Raw genomic sequence first — 21,317 nt, 5'->3', positions numbered from 1 at the left:
TCATGCGCGAAACCATCGATTTCGATCGCGAGTTTCGCCTTCGCGCAGAAGAAATCGAGAATGTAAATTCCTGCCGGGTGTTGGCGGCGGAATTTTAGCCCCGTGGGCCGCTTGCGCATTTCGCGCCATAGGAGGACCTCGGGGAGTGACATTTCGCTGCGCAGTTTGCGGGCGCGTTTTACGGTTTGGGTTGGGCCGGTGATCATTTTGGGGTGCCCCTCCACCAGCTTTGCTGGTCCCCCTCCCCCGTTGGGGGAGGATTCATCCGAAACTGCCGCCGCTTTTGCCCGGCGCAAACCTTATCAACCGGCTGTCGAGCACGGCGGCGCTGCGGTTTACTACCGCCTTCTGGTATTCCGGGTCGGTGATCATTTCCAGGAACGCGCCCGCGTTGGGGTAAGCGGCGACGAAGGCGTCCTCCCAATGCTTGTCGTCCGGGCCGGTGACCATCGCTTCCCATGTCCCGCGCCAGATAATCGTGCCGCCCACGCGGCTGAAGATCGGGCCGCTGGTCTTGCCGTATTCGGCATAGGCCTGCCGCCCGGACCAGCCTTTGGCGGCGTTGGGATGGCCCTCCGGATACTCCGCCCGCTCGCGGTAGCGCAGCAGGTTGAGCATGTTGATCGGCGTATCGCGCGGCAGCGATTTGAAGAAATCGAACGCCTCGCGGGTAGGGTTGAGATAATTCATTCGGAACCCTCCAGCACATAATCCGCGAACTGCGCGCGCAGGTCTTTCTTCGAAATCTTGCCAGTTGCGGTGTGGGGAATCTCGTCCACGAATTCGACCGCATCGGGCATCCACCATTTCGCAATCCTGCCGGACAGGAATTCCAGCACCTCGCCCGCCGACAATTCCGCGCCTTCTTTCCTGACCACGAACAGCACCGGACGCTCGTCCCATTTGGGATGCGGCATTCCGATCGCGGCAGCCTCGGCCACGGCGGGATGCGCGACGGCTTCGTTTTCCAGTTCGACCGAGCTGATCCATTCGCCGCCCGATTTGATCACGTCCTTGGTGCGGTCGGTCAGTTGCAGCGTGCCGTCGGGATAGAGGATGCCGACATCGCCGGTGTTGAACCAGCCGTCGGGCGTGGTCGCATCCTCCTCCGCCTTGAAATAGCGTTTGATCACCCACGGCCCGCGGATCTGCAGCGCGCCGGATGTTTCGCCGTCGCGCGGCAGAACGGTGGTCATGTCGTCGAGATCGACGCAGCGCAGTTCCACCCCGAACGGCGGCACGCCCTGCTTCGCCTTGACGGAAACCTGCTCGTCAAACGACAGTTCGTCCCAATTATGCGGTTCCGCCCCGGTGGTGCCGATGGGCGAGGTTTCGGTCATGCCCCATGCGTGGGCAACGCGGACCCCGACCTTCATCAGCCGTTCGATCATGAAGCGCGGCGCGGCCGAACCGCCGATGATCGCCTGTTTCAGCGTGGGCAAGGTCTCGCCCGTCGCGTCCATGTGCTGGAACATGGCGAGCCATACAGTCGGCACGCCCGCAGAATGGGTCACGCCTTCGCGCGCCATCAGATCGCACAGGACTTTCGGATCGTTGACCGCGGAATAGACGAACTTTATCCCGGCGGCGGCCCCGGACCAGGGCAGGCCCCAACTGGCGGCGTGGAACATCGGGACCACCGGCAGCATCACGCTGTTCGCCTGGAGGTCGAAGATTGCCGGCTGGAGCCCGCTGATTGCGTGGAGCATGGTGGAACGGTGTTCGTACAGCACACCCTTGGGATGGCCGGTGGTGCCGCTGGTGTAACACAGCATGCAAGGGTCGCGCTCGTCCACCCCGGTCCACTGCGTATCCCCGTCGTAGGGCGCGATCCAGTCCTCGAACTCGGGCGAATGGTCGCCGCTGTCGAAGCAGATGAAATGTTCGATGGTGGTCCATTTGGGCTTCATCTTGTCGATCACGCCCTGGAACGCCGCATCATACAGCAGCACCCGGTCTTCCGCATGGTTGGCGATATATTCCAGCTGGTCGTCGAACAGGCGGGGGTTGATGGTGTGCAGGATCCCGCCGACGCCGATCGCGCCGTACCAGCTCACCAGATGGCGCGCATGGTTCATCGCCAGCGTCGCGATCCGGTCCCCCTTGCCGATCCCGGCGGCCCGCAGCGCCTGCGTCATCTTCAGCGCATCGCGGCGGATTCCCGCCCAATCGGTGCGCGTTTCGCTGCCGTCGGCCCAATGGGTCACGATTTCGCGCCGACTGTGTTCGCGCGCGGCGTGATCGATCAGGTGGCTGACTGTGAGGTCCCAATCCTGCATGGCACCGAGGGCTTGCATATCTGTCTCCCGTAAATCTCTTTCGCCACTCATGCCCGCGCTTTCACGGCAAGGCAATCGGGGTTACGGGACGAAAATGAGCAATTACGAAGCCTTCAAGGTCATTCTGATCACGCTGTCCGGTTTGTCCAAGGATGCGCTGCACATCTACATCGCGCTGGGGGTGTATCTGGGATCGTGCCTGATCTTCGGCTGGAAGGCCCGGCAGTGGCGGCCCTGGCTGCTGGTTTTGGGTGTCGCGATCATGGGCGAGGTGTGGGACATTCAGCGGAATCTCGAATTGTCGCAGGACCTGAACCTGCGGGGAAACTGGAAGGACATCTGGAACGCCTTGCTGATACCCACGGCGCTGCTGGTGCTCAGCCGGTACAGCACGATATTTGCAAAAGGTTCGCTGGCCCATCCAGCAGGAAAGTCAGGCAACCAGCCGTAAATGGTTCGGCCCGCGGCGCGAGGTGAGCGTGACGTTGGAGATACCGTCGATCTGTTCCAGCCGCTCGGCCAACTCGCCGTCGAGCTGAAAATCGCGCCCGAGCCGCACCACCGGCTGCACCCCGGCGGCGGTATGCAGCCGCGCCAGTACCTCTCCGCGCCCTTCCGCGCCGGGGATCAGTTCCAGTTTGAGATCCTGCAACACGTCCGCGCGGTGGATATCGAGCGTCAGGACCATGCGTGATCCGCCCTTCACCTCGTCCAGCGGACGGCCGCCGCGGATGGTGATGCGGGGCGGCTCGTCCGGGCTCGGCGAATCGAGTTCGACATTGAGCAGGATGCAGGTGCCGTCTGCGGCCCATTTGATGAAATTCTCGACCAGGGATTCCTCGAAACACGCCGCATCGAACTGGCCTGACGGATCGGAGAAGCTGGCGCGCACGAAATCCTTGCCGCGCCGGGTCTTGCCGCGTTTCACGCCCTCGACCATCGCGGCCATCACGGCAAGCGCGCGGCCTCCTGGCGGTGCGCCGCTTTCCATCAGGCTGGCAAAGCTGCGCGCACCATTGGCCGAGGCCACGGCGCGGTATTGCTCGACCGGATGGGCGGAGAAATAGAACCCGAAATTCTCCCGCTCCTTCGCCATGCGTTCGGCGCGGGACCAATCGGGTGTGTCGGCCAGACGGATCGGTTCAACCGCATGATCCTCGCCGCCGAACAGACCGCCCTGCCCGCTGCTGCGTTCGCGCTCGGCCGCGTCGGCCACCGCCAGCAGCATTTCGGCATTTTCGAACACTTTTGCCCGGCTCGGCTCCAGCGAATCGAGCGCGCCTGCGCAGGCAAGACCTTCCAGCGCGCGGCGGTTCAGCGACCCCGGCGGAACCCGCTCGAACAGATCCTGCAGGCTGCCGAACCAGCCATGCGCCTCGCGCTCGGCCACGATTGCGGCCATCGCCTTTTCGCCGACATTACGGATTCCCGCGAGCGCATAGCGCACCGCATAACCCTCGTCCGTCCGCTCGACGCTGAATTCGGGTTCCGAGCGGTTGATGCAAGGCCCCTCCAGCGCATAGCCTGCGCGGCGCATATCATCGACGAAGATCGCCAGCTTTTCGGATTGGTGCATGTCGAAACACATCGACGCGGCGTAGAATTCATGCGGGTAATGCGTCTTCAGCCATGCCGTCTGATAGGCCAGCAGCGCATAGGCGGCGGCGTGCGATTTGTTGAAGCCGTAGCCCGCGAATTTGTCGATCAAGTCGAACAATTCGTTGGCCTGGCGCGCTTCGATCCCCGACACTTCCTTGCAGCCATCCACGAAACGCTGGCGCTGCGCATCCATTTCGGCCTGGACTTTCTTGCCCATCGCGCGGCGCAGCAAATCGGCATCGCCGAGCGAGTAACCGGCCAGCACCTGCGCTGCCTGCATCACCTGTTCCTGATAGACGAAAATGCCGTAGGTTTCCGCCAGAATGCCTTCCAGCTTCGGATGCGGATAGGCGATTTCGACCTCGCCATTCTTGCGTTTGCCGAACAGCGGAATGTTGTCCATCGGGCCGGGGCGATAGAGGGAGACGAGCGCGATGATGTCACCGAAATTGGTCGGTTTGACTGCCGCCAGCGTCCGCCGCATCCCTTCCGATTCCAGCTGGAACACCCCGACAGTACTTCCCGACTGGAGCAGTTTGTAGACCGCTGCATCGTCCCACGCCAAAGTATCGAGATTGACGCTGATCCCGCGCTTTTCCAGCAGCTTGACCGCTTTCTGCAGCACCGAGAGCGTCTTCAGCCCGAGAAAATCGAACTTCACCAACCCGCTGCTTTCGACATGTTTCATGTCGAACTGGGTCACCGGCATATCGGAGCGGGGATCGCGGTATAGCGGCACCAATTGCGCCAGCGGCCGATCCCCGATCACCACCCCGGCGGCATGGGTGGAACTGTTGCGCGGGAACCCTTCCAGCTGCATCGCCAGATCGACCAGCCGCTTCACTTCCGGTTCGTTATCATATTCGCGGCGGAATTCGGCCGCGCCGTTCAAGGTGCGCGGCAGGGTCCACGGATCGGTCGGGTGATTGGGCACCATCTTGCACAGCCGGTCCACCTGCCCGTAGCTCATCTGCAGGATGCGCCCGCAATCGCGCAGCACCGCGCGGGCCTTCAGCTTGCCGAAGGTGATGATCTGCGCAACATGGTCCGCGCCGTATTTCTGCTGCACATAGCGGATCACTTCGCCGCGCCGCGTTTCGCAGAAATCGATGTCGAAATCCGGCATGGAAACACGTTCGGGATTGAGGAACCGTTCGAACAGCAGGCCGAGCCTGATCGGATCGAGATCGGTAATCGTCAGCGACCACGCCACCAATGAACCCGCGCCCGAACCGCGCCCCGGCCCCACCGGAATATCCTGTTCCTTGGCCCATTTGATGAAATCGGCCACGATCAGGAAGTAACCGGGAAAGCCCATTCCGGTGATGATGTCGATTTCGAACTGCAGGCGGTCGTCATAGACCTTGCGTTCCTCGGCTGACATCTCGCCATACAGCGCCAGCCGCGCATCCAGGCCGGCGCGGGCATCATCCGCCAGCAGCTTGACCTCCCCTTCCAGATCGCCCGCCAGGCTGGGCAGGATCGGATCGCGGTTGGGCGGCGCGAAGGCGCAGCGCCGGGCAATGGTCAGCGTGTTTGCGGTCGCTTCGGGCAGGTCGCCGAACAGTTCCTCCATCATCGGCGCGGATTTGACGAACGCCTGCGGATTGGACCGGGGCCGGTCCTCAGCCTCGATATGCGTCGAATGGGCAATGCACAGCATCGCGTCATGCGCGGGGTGGACATGCGGATCGGCGAAATTGGCGGGATTGGTCGCCACCAGCGGCAGATCGCGCGCATAGGCGAGGTCGATCAGGGCGGCTTCCGCGCTGTCTTGCACTGCATCTTTCAGGCGCGCCAGTTCGATATAGAGGCGCCCCGGAAACAGACCCTGCAGCCGTTCCAGCATCGCCTCTGCATGGTCCTGTTGCCCGTCCGCCAGCAGCCGCGAAACCGCGCCCTCGCCTGCTCCGGTCAGCGCGATCAGCCCGCCTGAATGCCCCTCCAGATCGCTCAGGCGGACATGCGGCTCGAATTCCAGCGGGCGGCCCAGATGGGCATGGCTGACCAGATGGCAGAGATTGTCGTAACCGGTCTCGTCCTGCGCAAACAACGGCAGATAATCGACCTGCCGGCCTTCCTTGTCGCGTGCGATGCCCAGCAGGGTGCCGATGATCGGCTGAATGCCTTCGGCAAAACAGGCGGAGGCGAAGGCGACCACCCCGTAGAGCCCGTTACGGTCGCAGATCGCGATCGCGGGAAAGCCGCGTTCCTTCGCCAGTTTGGCGATTCCCTTGGGGTCCACCGCCCCTTCGAGCAGGGAATAGGACGACATGACTCGCAAGGGTACGAAGGGGGCGAAGGACATGGGACCAGATTAGGATTCTGGACGGAATTTGGAAGGGGGCCAGCGCGATCTATCCCCCAATGCCCTTCACGGTAACGCGCCAACCTTGCGAGTTCACATACCGTGCCTTCCAGCGAAAGCTGGAATCGCTGGGATGACGTGGATGGAAGCTTGCGGGTACTCCCCAGCTTCGCGCCCGACCGACAAAAGCCCCGCCGAGCATCGGCTATAGCAGTTTCTCGATATCTTTCGCGATGGTTTCAGGCCGATCCGCCGGGGCATAGCGTTTCACCACATTGCCCTGCCGATCGATCAGGAATTTGGTGAAATTCCACTTGATCGCCTTGCTGCCCAGCAGGCCGGGCGCTTCCGCCTTCATCCAGTCGAACAGCGGGCTGGCACCCGGGCCGTTGACATCAACCTTCTGCATCAGCGGAAAGGTGACACCGAAATTGACCTTGCAGAATTGATCGATCTCCTCCGCACTGCCCGGTTCCTGCCCGCCGAACTGGTTGCAGGGGAAGCCCAACACTTCGAAACCCTGATCGGCATATTTGCGATAGACTTTTTCCAGCCCGTCATATTGCGGAGTGAAGCCGCATTTGCTGGCGGTGTTGACCACCAGTAGCACAGTGCCCAGCTTTTCCGACAGGTCCACTTCCTTGCCGCCGGGCATTTCGGCCGTAAAATCTGCAATGGTGGTCATACGCTTGTTTCCTGGTTCGGACGGTGCTGGAACTCCGACACTCGGACCACCCCATGGGTGCGGTCAAGCGATAGTTGCACCGTTACCCGGGCCGGGGAAAATCGTCCCGCGCGGCCAGTGCCTCGATTTCGGCCCGGTCGAGGCGGTGATCGCCGGCTTTCTGGATGACGTATTTTCCGCGCTCCTCCTCCGGCAATTGCTGCACATGCCGGACCAGCTCTGCCAGCGTTCCCCGGCGGAGCCCCTTGGCACCATCCAGCACGCCGTGTCCGTCATCCTTGCGGTGGAGGCTGGCACGGTCGTCCCAGTCGATCCGCCCCACATTTTCCGGGCCGGCGTGGTAGGTGCTGGGGTGGTCGGTCATGGAAATCTCCTTCCCCATGCCAACGCACCACCGGAAACTTGGGTCCGGCTATTCGAGCAGGCCTTCGTGCAGCCGGAAGACCCGGTCCATCTTCGCCGCCAGCCGCTCGTTATGCGTCGCGACCAGCGCAGAGCTGCCCTCGTCGCGCACCAGAGCGAGAAATTCGGCCAGAACCCGGTCCGCGGTCTTCTCGTCCAGATTGCCGGTCGGTTCGTCCGCCAGCACCAGATTGGGCCGGTTGGCCAGCGCCCGGGCCACCGCCACGCGCTGCTGCTCGCCGCCCGAAAGCTGGCTCGGCCGGTGGGTCTTGCGCGCACCGAGGCCAAGCGCGTCGAGCAATTCGGCAGCCCGCAAATCGGCCTCTTCGCGGGTCTTTCCGGCAACCATCTGCGGCAGGACGACGTTTTCCTGAGCGTTGAAATCAGGCAGCAGGTGATGGAACTGATAGACGAACCCGAGGTGATCGCGTCGCAACGTCGTGCGGCCGTTTGAGGACAGCGTCGTCGCATCTATCCCGCTCAACTCGATCTTGCCGCCGAACCCGCCTTCGAGCAGGCCGACCGCCTGCAGCATGGTCGATTTGCCCGAACCCGACGGGCCGAGCAGCGCGACGATTTCGCCTGGCTGAATCGCCAGATCGATCCCGCGCAGCACGTCGATCCTCTCCCCACCCTGTTCAAAGGAGCGGGTGAGGCCGGTCAGTTTCACGACCGGCTGGTTGGCAGGACTATTCATAGCGCAGCACCTGTACCGGATCGGTGCTCGCGGCTTTCAGCGCGGGATACAGCGTCGCCAGGAAGCTGAGCACCAGAGCGAGCACGCTGATCGTCAGCACTTCCCACGGGTCAGTCCGTGAGGGCAGTTCGGACAGGAAGCGGATCGAGGGGTCCCACAATTCGATGCCGGTCACGAACTGAATTCCCTGCACGATCGATTGACGGAAGAACAGGAAGGTGAACCCGAGCGCGAGACCGGCCACGGTTCCTAGCGCTCCGACCACGAAACCGGTGGTAACGAAGATCTTCATCAGGCTGCGGCGGGTCGCGCCCATCGTGCGCAGGATGGCGATGTCCCGCGTTTTCGCGCGCACCAGCATGATCAGCGAACTGAGAATGTTGAACACCGCCACCAAGACGATGATCGACAGGACGACGAACATCGCCACCCGCTCCACCGCCAGCGCTTCGAACAGGGACGCGTTGATGGTCTTCCAGTCGGACACCTGCGCCACGCCCTCCAGCCTCGCCTTTACCGGGGCGAGGATTTCGCCGACCTTATCGGGATCGACCGTGGTCACCTCGATCATGCCAATAGTATCGCCGGTCAGCATCAGGGTCTGCGCATCCCGGATCGGCATGACCACGAAGGCCTCGTCGTAATCGAACACCCCGACCTCGAAGATCGCCGCGACTTCGTAGCCGACCTGACGCGGCACGGTGCCGAACGGCGTCGGGCGGCCCTGTACATTGAAGATGGTGATGACATCGCCCACCCGCGCCCCGAGGTTTTCCGCCAGGCGGGCACCAATGGCCACGCGTCCGCTGTCCGGCGTGATTAGCGAAAGATTGCCGGTCAGAACATTGGGCGCCAGATCGGCAATGTCCGCCTGCGTGTTGCCGCGCACCTGCACACCGGCGCTTCGACCGTTGAAGGTGAGGAACGTCGGTGCCTCGATCAGGGGCGATGCGCTGACGACCCCGGGGGTCTCACGCACTTCCTGCAGCACTTCTTCCCAATTATCGATCCGCCCGCCGTAAGCCTGCACAATGGCGTGGCCGTTCAGCCCGACGATCTTGTCGAACAATTCGGCACGGAAGCCGTTCATCACGCTCATCACGATGATCAGCGCGGCCACGCCGAGCATCACCGCGGCCAGGCTGATGCCTGCGACCAGCGCGATGAAGGTCTCTCCGCGCCCCGGCATCATGTACCGCTTGGCGATGGTCCATTCGAAAGGAGTCAGGATCAAGGGCGTTTGCTTCACTGGATTGCCGGGCGGAAAGGCCCGGTGGGACATTCATGGTTGTGGCCGTTTAGGCAGGCTTTCCTTTCGCTGCAATGAAATCCCTTTAGGCAATAGCCAGATGTTCGGCATCCGGGGCCGGAAATCCGACTGTTTCGTGCTGCTGCGGGTTGTAATCTGTCTGCAACATCGCCATTGAGCGCCCCATGCACGGGACAATGTCCCGGCCCTATCCCCGAAGCGCAACGGGCGACCCGAGCCATGAATCTTACCGACCCGTTTCACGATGAAGATGGCGACAAGCTCCGCGAGGAATGCGGCGTGTTCGGCGTTATCAACGCGGCCGATGCCGCCGCCGTCACCGCGCTGGGCCTTCACGCCCTGCAGCACCGCGGGCAGGAAGCCGCCGGCATAACCAGTTACGACGGGCAGGAATTCTACAGCCGGCGCGGTACCGGCCATGTCGCGGAAAATTTCTCCTCGAGCGAAGCCATTGCGGAACTGCCGGGATTCATGGCGGCGGGCCATGTCCGCTATTCCACCACCGGCGGCGCGGGTTTGCGCAATGTCCAGCCGCTCTATGCCGACCTTGCCGCGGGCGGGTTCGCGGTGGCGCATAATGGCAATATATCGAACGCCGGCACATTGCGCAGCGAACTTGTCGGCCGGGGGGCGATTTTCCAGTCGACCTCCGACACCGAAGTGATCATCCACCTGGTCGCCACCAGTCGCTACCCGACGATGATCGACCGGCTGGTGGACGCGCTGCGCATGGTCGAAGGGGCCTATTCCCTGATCGTGATGACGCCGGAAGGGATGATCGGCTGCCGCGATCCGCTGGGCATCCGCCCGCTCGTGATGGGCAGATTAGGGGACAGCATCATCTTCGCCAGCGAAACCGTGGCGCTCGACACCATCGGCGCGGAATTCATCCGCGAAGTCGAAGCCGGGGAACTGGTGCGGGTCGATTTCACCGGCAAGGTCCAGTCCCTGCGCCCGTTCGGCAATCCGGGCGCCCGGCCGTGCATTTTCGAACACGTTTATTTCAGCCGTCCCGATTCGATTTTCGGCGGGCAGTCGGTCTATTCGGTGCGAAAGGCGATCGGCGAACAGCTGGCAATCGAAAGCCCCGCGGATGTCGACCTGGTGATCCCGGTCCCCGACAGCGGCGTGCCCGCGGCCATAGGGTACGCGCAGCAATCGGGCGTGCCGTTCGAACTCGGCATCATCCGCAGCCACTATGTCGGGCGGACCTTCATCCAGCCATCGGACGGCGCGCGCAATTCCAGCGTCAAGCGCAAGCACAACGCCAATCGCGCACTCGTGCAGGGCAAGCGGATCGTCCTGATCGACGATTCCATCGTCCGCGGCACCACCAGCCTCAAGATTGTCGAGATGATGCGCGAAGCGGGCGCGAGCGAAGTCCATTTCCGCGTCGCCAGCCCGCCGACCGCCCACAGCTGCTTCTACGGGGTGGATACGCCCGAACGCTCGAAATTGCTGGCTGCGCGGATGGAAATCGAACCGATGCGCGAATTCATCAAGGCGGACAGCCTTGCCTTCGTGTCGATCGACGGCTTGTACCGCGCAGTGGGCGCCACGCAGCGCGACGACAAATGCCCGCAATTCTGCGACGCCTGCTTCACCGGCGATTATCCGACATCCCTGACGGATCTGGCCCGGCGTGAGACCAGGGACGCGCAGCTTTCCTTCGACAAGGTCGCCTGATGTCAGAAAATTCGCCGGAAAACCGCCCGCTGGAGGGCCGCGTCGCACTCGTCACCGGCTCGAGCCGCGGAATTGGTGCAGCCTGCGCCAACGCGCTGGCGAAAAGCGGCGCGCATGTCGTGCTGACCGGCCGCGATGTCCGTGCGCTGGAAGGGGTAGAGGATGCAATCCACGAGGCAGGCGGACAGTCGACAATTGCCCCGCTCGACCTGACCGAGGGCGATTCCATCGCGCGGCTCGCCTCGGCCATCGCGGGGCGGTGGGACAAGCTCGATATTCTTGTAATTTCAGCGGCGTATCTGCCAACCTTGACACCGGTTACGCAGATCGAACCCAAGCAGTTCAACACCGCGATCACCACCAATCTGCTGGCGACGCAGGCCCTGCTGGCCGCCTTCGACCCGTTGCTGAAGCGCAGCGGACAGGGCCGGGTCATCGGCATGACCAGCAGTGTCGGATCGCAGCCGCGTGCCTATTGGGCGGCCTATGGCGCGACCAAGGCCGCGTTCGAGTCCCTGCTCGGCAGCTACGGCCAGGAAGTTGAGAAGATCGGCGGGGTAAAAGTCGCGATAATGGACCCCGGCGCCACGCGCACGGCGATGCGCGCGAAAGCCTATCCGGGTGAAGATCCGAGCTCCGTAAAGCCCGCAGAAGTGGTGGGCGATCAATTGGTTGACCTGTTGCTGCAGGACTTCCCGACCGGCCACCGGATGCAGGTGGTAAAAAGTTCTTAACCAGCTTCGGCAACAGAACATCAAGCAGGATGGGTCACCAGAGGTTCTGGCCCGTGGGAGTTTCCGCCCGCAGGCCCGCTACCCTTGCTCCTTAATATAAGGGAACCCGTCCGATGGTCACAGAACAAACAATCCAGCGTTACGAAGTTGCCGCGCAGGAAGACCGCTGCGGCCCGCGCACCAGACTCAGGATACCGGGCCAGCTCCGGGCATCGGGTGGGCGCGCCTTCCAGACCGTGGTCAATGATTTGTCGATTTCCGGCTTTTCTGCCTCGGCGATCAACCGGATGCACCCGGGGCAGCTTTGCTGGATGACACTTCCGGGGCTCGAATCGCTTCAGGCCGAAGTGATCTGGTGGGACAACAGCCAGGTCGGCTGCGCTTTTGCCGAACTGCTCAGCCCGATCGTGCACGATAATATCGTGTCCAAATTTCAAAGCACTTCGGTGTACCGCAGCGCCTGCTGACCTGACTTTCCAGCACGGCCGTCGATGATCAGGGAGCAGCGCCGGCGGTGCCGGTGCTGTTCCGCCGATCGACGGCTTGCTGCACCAACGCATAAAACGCGCCGCGCATGGCCGCCCGCTCTGCATCCTGCGCAGTGGGCCAATTTCCGTTTGTGGCGATGACCAGCCTTCGCGCGGGGTCGATGAAGATGCCCTGCCCGAAGATACCCTGCGCGGCGAAGCTGCCATCGTCATAGGTCCACCACTGGTACCCGTAGCCGCGCCCCGGCACGCCGATATCGGCCTGCTTCACAGTCGCCTGCGCCAACCAGTCATCGGGCACGATCCGCTTCCCGCCTACCACACCCCCATCGGCGATAAACTGGCCGAACCGCGCAAAATCGCGCGTCGAGGCCTGCACGCAGCATCCGCTGATCTCGTGCCCGGTCGATCCCAGCAGCCAGGTTGCATCCTGTTCCATCCCGAGCGGCGCCCAGACCTTTTCCGACAGATATTCCGCCAGCGGCTTGCCCGTCGCTTCGCTCACCAGCACGCCGATCAGGTTGGTTTCGCCGGTCTTGTAGACCCATTTCGTCCCAGCCGGAGCTTCGCGCGGAAGGGTCTTCATATAGCTGACCGTGACATCCTCGCCGCCCACGGCCTGCGCTTCGTTGAACCGCGCCACGTCGGAATTCGGGTCGGTGTAATCCTCGTTCCACCGCACGCCGGAGGTCATGGTGAGCAATTGCCGCACCGTCACATCATCATAGGCGGACCCGATCAATCCCGTGACATAGTCGGAAACCTTGTCATCCAGGCTCTCGATCGCGCCGTCCTTCAGGGCCGCACCGACCATTGTCGAGGTCAGGCTTTTCGCGACGGAGAAGCTGGTCCATTTCCCTTCCGGCCCGAAGCCGAGGCCATAGCGTTCCAGCACCACTTCGCCATCGACCAGAATGACCATGCCGGCCGTGCGCTGGTGCCCCATGAAGGCATCGATATCGGCAGCAATGGCGAGCGGTTCGCCCTCCGGCAGCGGGGTAACCTTATCACCCGCTTCGATCACCCGCGCCTTGGACAGGACCGGCAACGCGTCCATCGCCCTGAACGCCGCATCGCGCTGTTCGACCGACCAGAACAGGACATTCCGGTCAGTCGGAAGATGCGCAAGCAGCGCGCGCTGGTCCTTGTCGAGGCTGAAGAAAACGCCGGTGCCGGCAAGTAGCAGGACAGCCAGGATCGCGATAAGCCACTTTTTCATAAACACCCCTCCCAAGGGCAATATTTCCGTCCGCAGTCAGGCTGCGGGCTTCACCAGTGTTACCTGATGCACATCTATGCCCCGGCCGCGAAAACCGCCTTCACAATACATCAGATAGTACCGCCACAAACGGATAAATCTTTCGTCGAACCCGGCAGGCAGCCGCCCTGCAGAAACTGCCGCATCGAAATTTTCGCGCCAGATTTTCAGCGTTTCGGCATAGTCGAGGCCGAAATCCTGCTGGTCTTCCCACACCAACCCGCGTTCCGCGGCCAATCGCTGAAACTCGCTGGTGCGGATCAGCAGGCCCCCGGGGAAGATGTAGGCCTGGATGAAATCGGCGCTGCGGGCATAATCCTCGAACATCCAGTCCGCCATGGAGATATACTGGATGGCCGCGCGCCCGCCGGGTTTCAGATTGTTGGCGATGCAGTCGAAATAGCCGGGCCAGTATTCGCGGCCGACCGCTTCGACCATCTCGACACTGACCAGCGCGTCGAACTGGCCCGCCACGTCGCGGTAATCCTGCTTGCGGAATTCGATCGAGGGGTCCTGCCGCTGACGGGCCCAGGCCAGCTGTTCATCTGACAGGCTGATCGCGGTAACCCTTGCGCCGCGTTTCGCCAGATGATTGGCCAAGCCGCCCCAGCCGCAGCCAACCTCCAGCACTGTACCCGGATTCCCGAGCCGCTCCGCCAACCGCGCCCATTTGCGGCGCTGCGCCTGCTCCAGACTGTCCCCGTCCGCGAACATCGCAGACGAATAGTTCATCGCCGGGTCGAGCCACTGGGCGTAGAAATCGTTGCCGAGATCGTAATGCGCCTGGATGTTGCGCTGCGCCCCGACTCGCGAATTGCGGTTCAGCCAATGGGCAAAGCGCGCGAGCATCCGGAACGGGCCCTTGGCGCGCCCGGTATCGCCCAGCCATTCGGCGTTGATATTGAACAGGGCAAATACCGGCACCGGATCGGGGCTGTCCCATTCGCCCGCTTCCCACGCCTGATACCAGCCGATCGACCCGTTGGTTGCCAGCCGCATGACCCCGCGCCAGTCGCGCAGGTGAATTTCGGCTTCGAAACCCGGATTGCGCCCGCCCAGAAGACGGGTAGATCCATCGGGCAGTATTCCCCTGATCGATCCGTATTCGAGGCCGCGGTCGATACGGTCGAGGATCTTGTGGAACTGCGGCGCGATCAGGCGCGCGATCACGCCGGACCGGCGCTCGAAACGCGCCGCGCCCGCCAGCAGGGCCTCTCCCCTATCGAACGTCTTGCCCACCATTCCTCGCCCTATGGCGCGATGGTGTTTGGCGGGCAAGTGGCGATCGGAACTGTCCTGTACAGTCCGCGCGCTATTCGCCTTTCATCGCATGATATGCCGACAGCGCGCGCTCCCGCGCCTCCCTGTGGGCGATGATCTTGGCGGGATAGTCTGCGGGACGGCAGCCGTGTTCGTCGGGATCGTGCACCGCGCCATGCGCAAGATGGGCCAGTTCGGGCACATATTCACGGATATATCCCGCCGCAGCGAATTTTTCCGACTGGCTGAGCGGTGCCATGATCCGCACAAACATATTCGAATCGACCCCGGTACCCGCAGTCCATTGCCAGTTGACCGCGTTGCTGGCGTAATCGGCATCGACCAGCGTGTCCCAGAACCATTGTTCGCCATGCCGCCAGTCGATCAGCAGATGCTTGATCAGGAAGCTGGCGGTGATCATCCGCACGCGGTTGTGCATCCACCCGGTCTGCCACAGCTGCCGCATTCCGGCATCGACGATCGGAGAGCCGGTGCGGCCCTGCTGCCATGCCTCCAGATCGCGCGCAGCCGCTTCGTCGCGATCCGGATCGCGCCACGCCATCGCGCCGAACTGGTCGCGATAGCTTTGCGTTGCATAGGCAGGAAACTGGCAGATCGCGTTCTGGGCATAGTCACGCCAGATCAGTTCCTTTTCATAGGTCGCCCAGCCCTGTCCCCGGCGTCCCTTGAGTGCGTGCCACACCTGCACCGGGCTGATTTCCCCGAAATGCAGATGCGGCGAAAGGCGGCTGGAACCGTCCCTGGAAGGCAGGTTGCGCGCTTCGTCATAGTCGGAAACGTGGTCCTCCCATTCTTCGAGCCGGTCATGCGCCGCCGCCTCGCCCACATGCCAGAAATCGCGCAATCCGCCTGCCCAATCCGGCTTGGTCGGCAGCAGGTTCCAATCCGCCAGATCATCGCTATCGGGCCAGCTGTCGGGCGCGGAAAGCGTCTCCGGCTCGGTCACCACGTCACGCGGGGGGAACTGTTCCAGCACGGCCTTCGAAAACGGGGTGTAGATCTTGTACGGCGAGCCTGATCCGGTGGTAACCGCGCCCGGCGGCAGCAAATAATTGCCGTCGTACAGCTGCAGATCGACTTTCTTCGCCAGCGCGCCCTGCGCCTTGCGCCACCACGGTTCGTAATGCCGGATGGCGTGGACCGGCGCACCGCCGAGCTCCTGCGACAGCTCTGCCAGCTGCTCCGCCGCATCGCCGCGCCGCAGCACGAGTCTGGAGCCGCGTCTGGCCAGGTCGGCGGCGAGCGCGGTCAGCGAATGGTGCAGCCACCAGCGCGACGCGCCGCCATAGGCGTGGATCCCCGTCGCCTCGTCATCGAGAACGTACACCGGCACCACCGGCCCCGCCTGCGCGGCGGCATTAAGCGCGGGCTGGTCGGCGAGGCGCAGGTCGCGGCGGAGCCAGACAATTTGCGGTGTATCCATGCAAACCCCTTTGGCGATGAACGGGCGGTCGTGCTAGCCGCTGCGTGATGAGCGACCAACCTTCCGCCTCCATGCTGCACATGCCCCCTGAAACCAGCCACCGGGATGCGCATGGCTGGCGGATCAGCCGTTCGAAGTCGCTGGCGGCGGGCGCGGTCTGCTGGGCCGGATTCGCGATTATCGCATGGCTGGTTCTGACCGGCCGGACGGGCGGCCTCGACGAGCTCGGCCTGCTGGCGGCGCGCACCGGAGACGGGGGCGAATTTGCCGGATCTCGCCGGCTTCTCGAAATTACCCGCGACACCACCGCGCTGGGCGGCGTGTTCCTGCGCAATCTTTTCGCGCTGGGCGCGGTGGCGGCGCTGCTGTTCCTTAATTTGCGGCGCGAGGCGGTGCTGTTCGCGCTGACCGTGATCGGCGGCGCGATCGCCAATAACGCGGTCAAGGGACTGGTCGGGCGCGAGCGGCCCCAGATCGTGCCGCATCTGATGGAAGCGGGCGGCGAGAGTTTTCCCAGCGGCCACAGCTTCAACGCCGCGGTGATCTATATTGCGATGGCGCTGGCGTTTGCGGCGATCAGCCGGCGGCATTCGGTCCGCTACACCATTATCGGCGCGGCCATGATCCTCTCGGCCATGGTGGCGTGGAGCCGGGTGATGCTCGGCGTGCATTTCCCCAGCGACGCGGTGGCGGGCTGGCTCGGCGGTGCCGGTTGGGCGTTCGTCGCCTCGGCGCTGTTTTATCGCCCCGCGAAGGTTGTGGCGGAGAGCGGGTGACTGCGGCTCGTCCATAATTGCCCAAAACCCCATCCCGCTCATCCTGAGCCTGTCGAAGGATGCTGGCACACCGCCCGCCACCCTGCTTCGACAAGCTCAGCATGAGCGGACTTCGGGGGGCTAAGGGATTATTCGCCCAAGGGCTCGCATTTAACATCCGGCAGCGCGACGGAGAACCGGTCCCGCGCCCGCGGATCGTAATAGCGCGCATCGCGGAGTATCACCGAACCGTCCGGCTGACGTTCGGCAAAGGGCGCGCGCGACCAGAAGAGGAAGGCTTCGGCCTGTGAATTGCTTTTTGTGCTTTTGACCACAGGCTCAAGCGCACACTCGCCGACCACTTCGCCATCAATCTGCCATTTCCCGGCGCGATAGGGTTCGATCACTTCGCGTTGCCATGAGGTTAGCGGCCTCGGGCTCTCAATGGCTGGCTGGCCTGATGCCATCGCGCCAACGAGCGATGTGATCACTGAGTTTGCGGCAATGTAGAGGATGCCAATGCCAAGCGCCCAACGTGCCGATTCCTCATAGTCCCCGCCCCGCTTCTCCCGCCGGAGCGAGAACCATGTCGCAAAACCCATCAGCGCCCATAGCCACACGTCGATGATGAACAGCGTGTCGCCGTAGAACCACTGGCTCGAAAACGGTTCCAGCAAGCGGATGCCGTAGACGTTGAGCCAGTCGAGCGCGGGGTGGGTCAGGCAGCCGATGAAGGCGAGCAGGAACAGCCATTTGAAGCTGACCGGCAACCGCCCCTCCGGCCTCTTGCCGCGCTTGGCCTGCCAGCGGTCGAAGCCATACAGCAGCCCCGCCAATATCAGTGGCAGCAGCACCAGCGCAATTGGCCCATGGGTAATCCCGCGGCGAAATCCAAGATGTTCGACCCCGTCGAGCCAGAAGAAACACGCCGCATCCACATCGGGCAAATTCGCGCCGATAATCAGCGCAGGCATCGCCAGCCCGGTCTTGCGCTTCAGCCCCGCTTGCCCGAGCAGTGCCCCGACGAGCGAATGGGTGAGATTGTCCATCGCCGCACCATGGCGGCGCGCGGCAGGGTTGCAACGAAAAAGGGCGGCAGGTCACGCCCGCCGCCCTGATTCTTCGCTTTACCCGGTGAATCAGCCGACGCTTCAGCCGACGCTGGCGCCGCTTCGCGCGCTCGCGAATTCGGACTGCGACAGGTAGGTGTCCCCGTCCCGGTCAAAATAGAAGAACGAATCCGCCGCGCGGTTGGCCTGTTCGGCGGTCACGTAAGGCTTGGTTTCGTCGTCTGGTTTGGGTTCGTTCGGGTCGAGCGGGATGGCCCAGATCGCATATTCGGCTACCGACAGTTGGCCGTCGGAATTCCGGTCGAGGTACTCCCAGTTCATTGCGCTACGATCACGCGGAATGCCGCCCGAACCTGAAGCTGCCGTGGTGCCGGAAGTGGCCGATCCTATGCCAGTGGCTGTCGAACCCGTGGCGGATGTACCGGATGCGTTCGTGGTTTCCTCCCGCAGCGTGCGGAACTCGGTCTGGAACTCGTCCAGGTCGAAGGATGCCCGGCGTTCCTGGGCTTCCGGTGAGAGGGTATAGTCGCGCGCCAGTGGGTCCACATCGGCAGTGGTTGTCGCCACTTCGGTTTCCACCGGTTCGGGCGTCACGACTTCCCTTTCCTGCTCGCAGGCTGCAAGCGCCATGACGAGGCCGCTCGCTGCGGCGAATATCTTGAAATTACGCATGAATCTTCTCCGTGCCTTGAGAGCGAGACCGCCCCGCTCCAAACCGCCGAAACGCACGAAGTCGAATTTTGTTCAAAATATGGCCGAAGAAATTTCCTCGGTTCACCGCATTTTACCGGCCGCGCACCCGCTGCTTCAAACCGGATGCCCCGCCGTGCCGTCGACTGTCCAGGTCTGCCCTTTGGCCAGCAACCGCGCCAGATTGACGTCCTTGCCCGCCGCCGAGCGGCTGCGTTCCTCGATTACAGCGTCTTCGAAGGTCGGCCGGGGATCATCGTAAAGGACGCCCAGCGCCATCGGGAACGGGCCGAACGGCATTTCCACCAGCATATGCGCAACGGCACGGTTGGTAACATCGTGGACAATCACGCCCGCCGACTGCCAATCCCCGTCCACCACATCGACGACTTTCAGCGCCAGCGCTTCGGCGTCGAGTGCGATGCCCTTGTTCAGCCCGGTCTTGGGATCACCGAACAGCATCGGCTGGCCATGTTCCAGCCACAGCTGGTGGTCACCGGCGCCCTTTGGCGCGGCGAAATCGTCGAACACGTCCTTGTTATAGACGATGCAGTTCTGGAAAATCTCGATGAACGCCGCGCCCTGATGCGCATGCGCCGCCTTCAGCACATCGGGCAGGTTCTTCGACACATCGAAGCCGCGGGCGACAAAGCGTGCCCCGGCACCCAGCGCAAACGCGCAGGGCCGCGCCGGATGATCGTAGGATCCCAGCGGCGTGGAGGGCGACTTGGTCCCTTCCCGGCTGGTGGGCGAAGCCTGCCCCTTGGTCAGGCCGTAAATCTCGTTATTAAACAGCATGATCTGCATGTTCACGTTCCGCCGCAGGACGTGCATCATGTGGTTGCCGCCGATGGAGAGGCCGTCGCCGTCGCCCGTCACCAGCCAGATGTCGAGGTCCGGATTGGCCAGCTTCACGCCCGTTGCCACCGCAGGCGCGCGGCCGTGGATGGTGTGGAAGCCGTATGTTTCCATGTAATAGGGGAACCGGCTGGAACAGCCGATGCCGCTGATGAACACAGTGTTGGACGGATCGCAGCCGAGCTGCGGCAAGGTGCGCTGCACCGCCTTCAGGATCGCATAATCCCCGCAGCCGGGGCACCAGCGGACTTCCTGATCGGTTTCCCAATCCTTCAGCGTGGTTTCGATTCTGGTCATCTCGTTCATGATTTCACCTCGTCATCCCAGCGAATGCTGGGATCGCTCACCGCGCTGCCGGACCTTGCCGAACCCGATCCCAGCATTCGCTGGGATGACGGACCATTCTTGGCAGTGGTCATACCTCCGCCTCCGGACTGGGAAGCTGGGTTTCGTTCACCGCCACTTCGCCGCCTTCGTTGCCTTCGACATTATCGAAATACTTGCCGATGGCCGCTTCCAGTTCTGCAATCGCGAAGGGCTGGCCGCTGGTCTTGGTCAGCGGGGTTGCATCGACCAGGAACTGGTCGCGCAGCACGGTCTTGAACTGGCCGGTGTTCATTTCGGGCACCAGCACGTTTTCGAAACCGCGCAGCAGCGGGCCGAGGTTCTTCGGCAGCGGCCAGATGTGGCGCACATGGACATGGCTGACGTCGAGCCCCTTGCGGCGCGAATTGTCCACCGCACGGCGGATCGGGCCGTAGGTGGAACCCCAGCCGACCACGACCAGCTTGCCGGAGGTTCCGCCCAGCGCAACCTCCTGATCGGGCACCTCGATCCCCAGCACCTTGCCCATGCGGGCGTCGGTCATCGCCTGATGGTTGTCGGGCGCATAGTCGATATGGCCGGTATCGACCTGTTTCTCAATCCCGCCGATGCGGTGCATCAGGCCCGGCGTGCCCGGCTTGATCCACGGACGCGCGCCCTTGGCATCGCGTTTATAGGGCAGCAGTGTCTCGCCGTTCTTCTCAGTCAGGAATTCGGCCGGAAACGGAGCGAAGCTGTCGGGATCGGGGACCATCCACGGTTCGGCGGCGTTGGCGATATAGCCATCGGTCAGCAGCATCACCGGGGTCATGTACTGGACCGCGATGCGGCAGGCCTCGATCGCACATTCGAAAGCATCGCCGGGGCTGTTGCAGGATACCACCGGCATCGGCGCATCGCCGTTACGACCATAGACCGCCTGGTACAGATCGCTTTGCTCGGTCTTCGTCGGCAGGCCGGTGGACGGGCCGCCGCGCTGGCTGTTGACGATGACCAGCGGCAGTTCGGTCATGATCGCAAGGCCCATCGCCTCGGTCTTGAGCGCAATGCCGGGGCCGGAGGAACTGGTGATCCCCAATTGCCCGGCATAGCTCGCGCCGATCGCGGCGCAGATCGCGGCAATCTCGTCCTCCGCCTGGAAGGTAGTGACGCCGAATTCCTTGAGCCGCGCCAGATGGTGCAGGATCGCCGAAGCGGGCGTGATCGGATAGCCGCCGAAGAACATTTTCAGCCCGGCAAGCTGCGCCCCTGCGACCAGCCCCAGCGAAATCGCTTCCGCCCCGGTGATCGTGCGGTACAGACCCGGCGCGCTTTCCACCGGCGCGATATGCAGCTGCTTGAGCGGGCCGGACAGTTCCGCCGTTTCGCCGTAAGCATGGCCCGCATTCAGCGCCGCGATATTGGCATCGGCAATGTCGGGCTTGGTCTTGAATTTCGCTTTCAGCCAATCCTCTATCGGGCCGCGCGGACGGTCGAACATCCACAGCGCCAGGCCCAGCGTCCACATATT

The 21,317-nt window shown here is 63.1% G+C and carries 20 protein-coding genes; 5 read left to right on the top strand and 15 right to left on the bottom strand.

Annotated elements, in window-relative coordinates; genetic code table 11:
• The 3 genes from U0988_RS09240 to U0988_RS09230 all read right to left on the bottom strand — a co-directional run.
• The coding region (locus U0988_RS09240) for an endonuclease domain-containing protein (protein WP_322292334.1) at positions 1-206 on the bottom strand (206 nt) is incomplete at its 3' end.
• Between the two features lie 55 nt (positions 207-261).
• Complete coding sequence (locus U0988_RS09235; protein WP_322292333.1) at positions 262-690, bottom strand: DUF1330 domain-containing protein; 429 nt, start codon at positions 688-690, stop codon at positions 262-264.
• A complete protein-coding gene (locus U0988_RS09230; protein ID WP_322292332.1) occupies positions 687-2,297 on the bottom strand; it encodes a long-chain fatty acid--CoA ligase in 1,611 nt (536 codons plus the stop codon). Before U0988_RS09230 ends, U0988_RS09235 begins: the two co-directional genes overlap by 4 nt.
• A gap of 76 nt (positions 2,298-2,373) precedes the next feature.
• On the opposite strand from U0988_RS09230, the gene U0988_RS09225 reads away from it, so the two are divergent.
• Positions 2,374-2,730 carry a hypothetical protein gene (locus tag U0988_RS09225; protein ID WP_322292331.1) on the top strand — a complete coding sequence of 119 codons (357 nt, stop codon included), beginning with the start codon at positions 2,374-2,376 and terminating at the stop codon, positions 2,728-2,730.
• Here U0988_RS09225 and dnaE read toward each other — a convergent pair.
• The 5 genes from dnaE to U0988_RS09200 form a co-directional block, all read right to left on the bottom strand.
• Complete coding sequence (gene dnaE, locus U0988_RS09220; protein ID WP_322292330.1) at positions 2,713-6,186, bottom strand: DNA polymerase III subunit alpha; 3,474 nt, start codon at positions 6,184-6,186, stop codon at positions 2,713-2,715. The genes U0988_RS09225 and dnaE overlap by 18 nt on opposite strands.
• Positions 6,187-6,391: 205 nt before the next feature.
• Positions 6,392-6,871 carry a glutathione peroxidase gene (locus U0988_RS09215; RefSeq protein ID WP_322292329.1) on the bottom strand — a complete coding sequence of 160 codons (480 nt, stop codon included), beginning with the start codon at positions 6,869-6,871 and terminating at the stop codon, positions 6,392-6,394.
• Positions 6,872-6,953: 82 nt separating this feature from the next.
• Positions 6,954-7,235, bottom strand: coding sequence for a hypothetical protein (locus tag U0988_RS09210; RefSeq protein WP_322292328.1), 282 nt, complete (start codon positions 7,233-7,235; stop codon positions 6,954-6,956).
• A 48-nt stretch (positions 7,236-7,283) separates the two neighbouring features.
• Positions 7,284-7,970 (bottom strand): ABC transporter ATP-binding protein, encoded by a 687-nt coding sequence (locus U0988_RS09205; protein WP_322292327.1) that lies wholly within the window; start codon positions 7,968-7,970, stop codon positions 7,284-7,286.
• Positions 7,963-9,204: a lipoprotein-releasing ABC transporter permease subunit gene (locus tag U0988_RS09200; protein WP_322292326.1), complete on the bottom strand. Its 1,242-nt coding sequence runs from the start codon at positions 9,202-9,204 to the stop codon at positions 7,963-7,965. Before U0988_RS09200 ends, U0988_RS09205 begins: the two co-directional genes overlap by 8 nt.
• A 255-nt stretch (positions 9,205-9,459) precedes the next feature.
• Here U0988_RS09200 and purF point away from each other — a divergent pair, with 255 nt between their 5' ends.
• From purF to U0988_RS09185, 3 genes are all read left to right on the top strand, one after another.
• Entirely contained in the window at positions 9,460-10,926 is a 1,467-nt protein-coding gene (gene purF / locus U0988_RS09195) for an amidophosphoribosyltransferase (RefSeq protein ID WP_322292325.1), read from the top strand.
• The gene (locus tag U0988_RS09190) at positions 10,926-11,660 is read left to right on the top strand and encodes an SDR family NAD(P)-dependent oxidoreductase (protein ID WP_322292324.1); all 735 of its coding nucleotides are present in this window, start codon (positions 10,926-10,928) and stop codon (positions 11,658-11,660) included. Before purF ends, U0988_RS09190 begins: the two co-directional genes overlap by 1 nt.
• Before the next feature lie 113 nt (positions 11,661-11,773).
• A complete protein-coding gene (locus tag U0988_RS09185; RefSeq protein ID WP_322292323.1) occupies positions 11,774-12,127 on the top strand; it encodes a PilZ domain-containing protein in 354 nt (117 codons plus the stop codon).
• 28 nt (positions 12,128-12,155) lie between these two features.
• Here the strand turns inward: U0988_RS09185 and U0988_RS09180 are convergent, their stop codons facing one another.
• The 3 genes from U0988_RS09180 to U0988_RS09170 form a co-directional block, all read right to left on the bottom strand.
• On the bottom strand, positions 12,156-13,367 hold the full coding sequence (locus U0988_RS09180) for a serine hydrolase (protein ID WP_322292322.1): 1,212 nt from the start codon (positions 13,365-13,367) through the stop codon (positions 12,156-12,158).
• A gap of 36 nt (positions 13,368-13,403) precedes the next feature.
• A complete protein-coding gene (locus tag U0988_RS09175) occupies positions 13,404-14,648 on the bottom strand; it encodes a cyclopropane-fatty-acyl-phospholipid synthase family protein (protein ID WP_322292321.1) in 1,245 nt (414 codons plus the stop codon).
• Positions 14,649-14,718: 70 nt separating this feature from the next.
• Entirely contained in the window at positions 14,719-16,110 is a 1,392-nt protein-coding gene (locus U0988_RS09170; protein WP_322292320.1) for a deoxyribodipyrimidine photo-lyase, read from the bottom strand.
• Between the two features lie 47 nt (positions 16,111-16,157).
• Between U0988_RS09170 and U0988_RS09165 the strand changes: the two genes are divergently transcribed.
• Positions 16,158-16,886, top strand: coding sequence for a phosphatase PAP2 family protein (locus U0988_RS09165; RefSeq protein WP_322292319.1), 729 nt, complete (start codon positions 16,158-16,160; stop codon positions 16,884-16,886).
• Positions 16,887-17,014: 128 nt separating this feature from the next.
• Here the strand turns inward: U0988_RS09165 and U0988_RS09160 are convergent, their stop codons facing one another.
• The 4 genes from U0988_RS09160 to U0988_RS09145 all read right to left on the bottom strand — a co-directional run.
• Entirely contained in the window at positions 17,015-17,914 is a 900-nt protein-coding gene (locus U0988_RS09160; protein WP_322292318.1) for a metal-dependent hydrolase, read from the bottom strand.
• Between the two features lie 102 nt (positions 17,915-18,016).
• Complete coding sequence (locus U0988_RS09155) at positions 18,017-18,607, bottom strand: EF-hand domain-containing protein (protein WP_322292317.1); 591 nt, start codon at positions 18,605-18,607, stop codon at positions 18,017-18,019.
• 135 nt (positions 18,608-18,742) lie between these two features.
• Complete coding sequence (locus U0988_RS09150) at positions 18,743-19,789, bottom strand: 2-oxoacid:ferredoxin oxidoreductase subunit beta (protein WP_322292316.1); 1,047 nt, start codon at positions 19,787-19,789, stop codon at positions 18,743-18,745.
• A 109-nt stretch (positions 19,790-19,898) separates the two neighbouring features.
• A partial coding sequence (locus U0988_RS09145; protein ID WP_322292315.1) for a 2-oxoacid:acceptor oxidoreductase subunit alpha occupies positions 19,899-21,317 on the bottom strand: 1,419 nt, incomplete at its 5' end.

Source organism: Allopontixanthobacter sp. (assembly GCF_034376665.1).
Classification (GTDB): Bacteria; Pseudomonadota; Alphaproteobacteria; order Sphingomonadales; family Sphingomonadaceae; genus Allopontixanthobacter.
The sequence above is the reverse complement of the archived record's forward strand: the minus strand, read 5'-3'. Positions and strand labels throughout refer to the sequence as shown.

What these genes read in the sequence shown, in the direction of transcription:
- purF (WP_322292325.1), top strand. Translation starts at nt 9,460, where the DNA reads ATGAATCTTACCGACCCGTTTCACGATGAAGATGGCGACAAGCTCCGC.
- U0988_RS09185 (WP_322292323.1), top strand. Translation starts at nt 11,774, where the DNA reads ATGGTCACAGAACAAACAATCCAGCGTTACGAAGTTGCCGCGCAGGAA.
- U0988_RS09160 (WP_322292318.1), bottom strand. Translation starts at nt 17,914, where the DNA reads ATGGACAATCTCACCCATTCGCTCGTCGGGGCACTGCTCGGGCAAGCG.
- U0988_RS09170 (WP_322292320.1), bottom strand. Translation starts at nt 16,110, where the DNA reads ATGGATACACCGCAAATTGTCTGGCTCCGCCGCGACCTGCGCCTCGCC.
- U0988_RS09180 (WP_322292322.1), bottom strand. Translation starts at nt 13,367, where the DNA reads ATGAAAAAGTGGCTTATCGCGATCCTGGCTGTCCTGCTACTTGCCGGC.
- U0988_RS09210 (WP_322292328.1), bottom strand. Translation starts at nt 7,235, where the DNA reads ATGACCGACCACCCCAGCACCTACCACGCCGGCCCGGAAAATGTGGGG.
- U0988_RS09175 (WP_322292321.1), bottom strand. Translation starts at nt 14,648, where the DNA reads ATGGTGGGCAAGACGTTCGATAGGGGAGAGGCCCTGCTGGCGGGCGCG.
- U0988_RS09215 (WP_322292329.1), bottom strand. Translation starts at nt 6,871, where the DNA reads ATGACCACCATTGCAGATTTTACGGCCGAAATGCCCGGCGGCAAGGAA.
- U0988_RS09165 (WP_322292319.1), top strand. Translation starts at nt 16,158, where the DNA reads ATGAGCGACCAACCTTCCGCCTCCATGCTGCACATGCCCCCTGAAACC.
- U0988_RS09155 (WP_322292317.1), bottom strand. Translation starts at nt 18,607, where the DNA reads ATGCGTAATTTCAAGATATTCGCCGCAGCGAGCGGCCTCGTCATGGCG.
- U0988_RS09205 (WP_322292327.1), bottom strand. Translation starts at nt 7,970, where the DNA reads ATGAATAGTCCTGCCAACCAGCCGGTCGTGAAACTGACCGGCCTCACC.
- U0988_RS09225 (WP_322292331.1), top strand. Translation starts at nt 2,374, where the DNA reads ATGAGCAATTACGAAGCCTTCAAGGTCATTCTGATCACGCTGTCCGGT.
- U0988_RS09235 (WP_322292333.1), bottom strand. Translation starts at nt 690, where the DNA reads ATGAATTATCTCAACCCTACCCGCGAGGCGTTCGATTTCTTCAAATCG.
- dnaE (WP_322292330.1), bottom strand. Translation starts at nt 6,186, where the DNA reads ATGTCCTTCGCCCCCTTCGTACCCTTGCGAGTCATGTCGTCCTATTCC.
- U0988_RS09190 (WP_322292324.1), top strand. Translation starts at nt 10,926, where the DNA reads ATGTCAGAAAATTCGCCGGAAAACCGCCCGCTGGAGGGCCGCGTCGCA.
- U0988_RS09230 (WP_322292332.1), bottom strand. Translation starts at nt 2,297, where the DNA reads ATGCAAGCCCTCGGTGCCATGCAGGATTGGGACCTCACAGTCAGCCAC.
- U0988_RS09150 (WP_322292316.1), bottom strand. Translation starts at nt 19,789, where the DNA reads ATGAACGAGATGACCAGAATCGAAACCACGCTGAAGGATTGGGAAACC.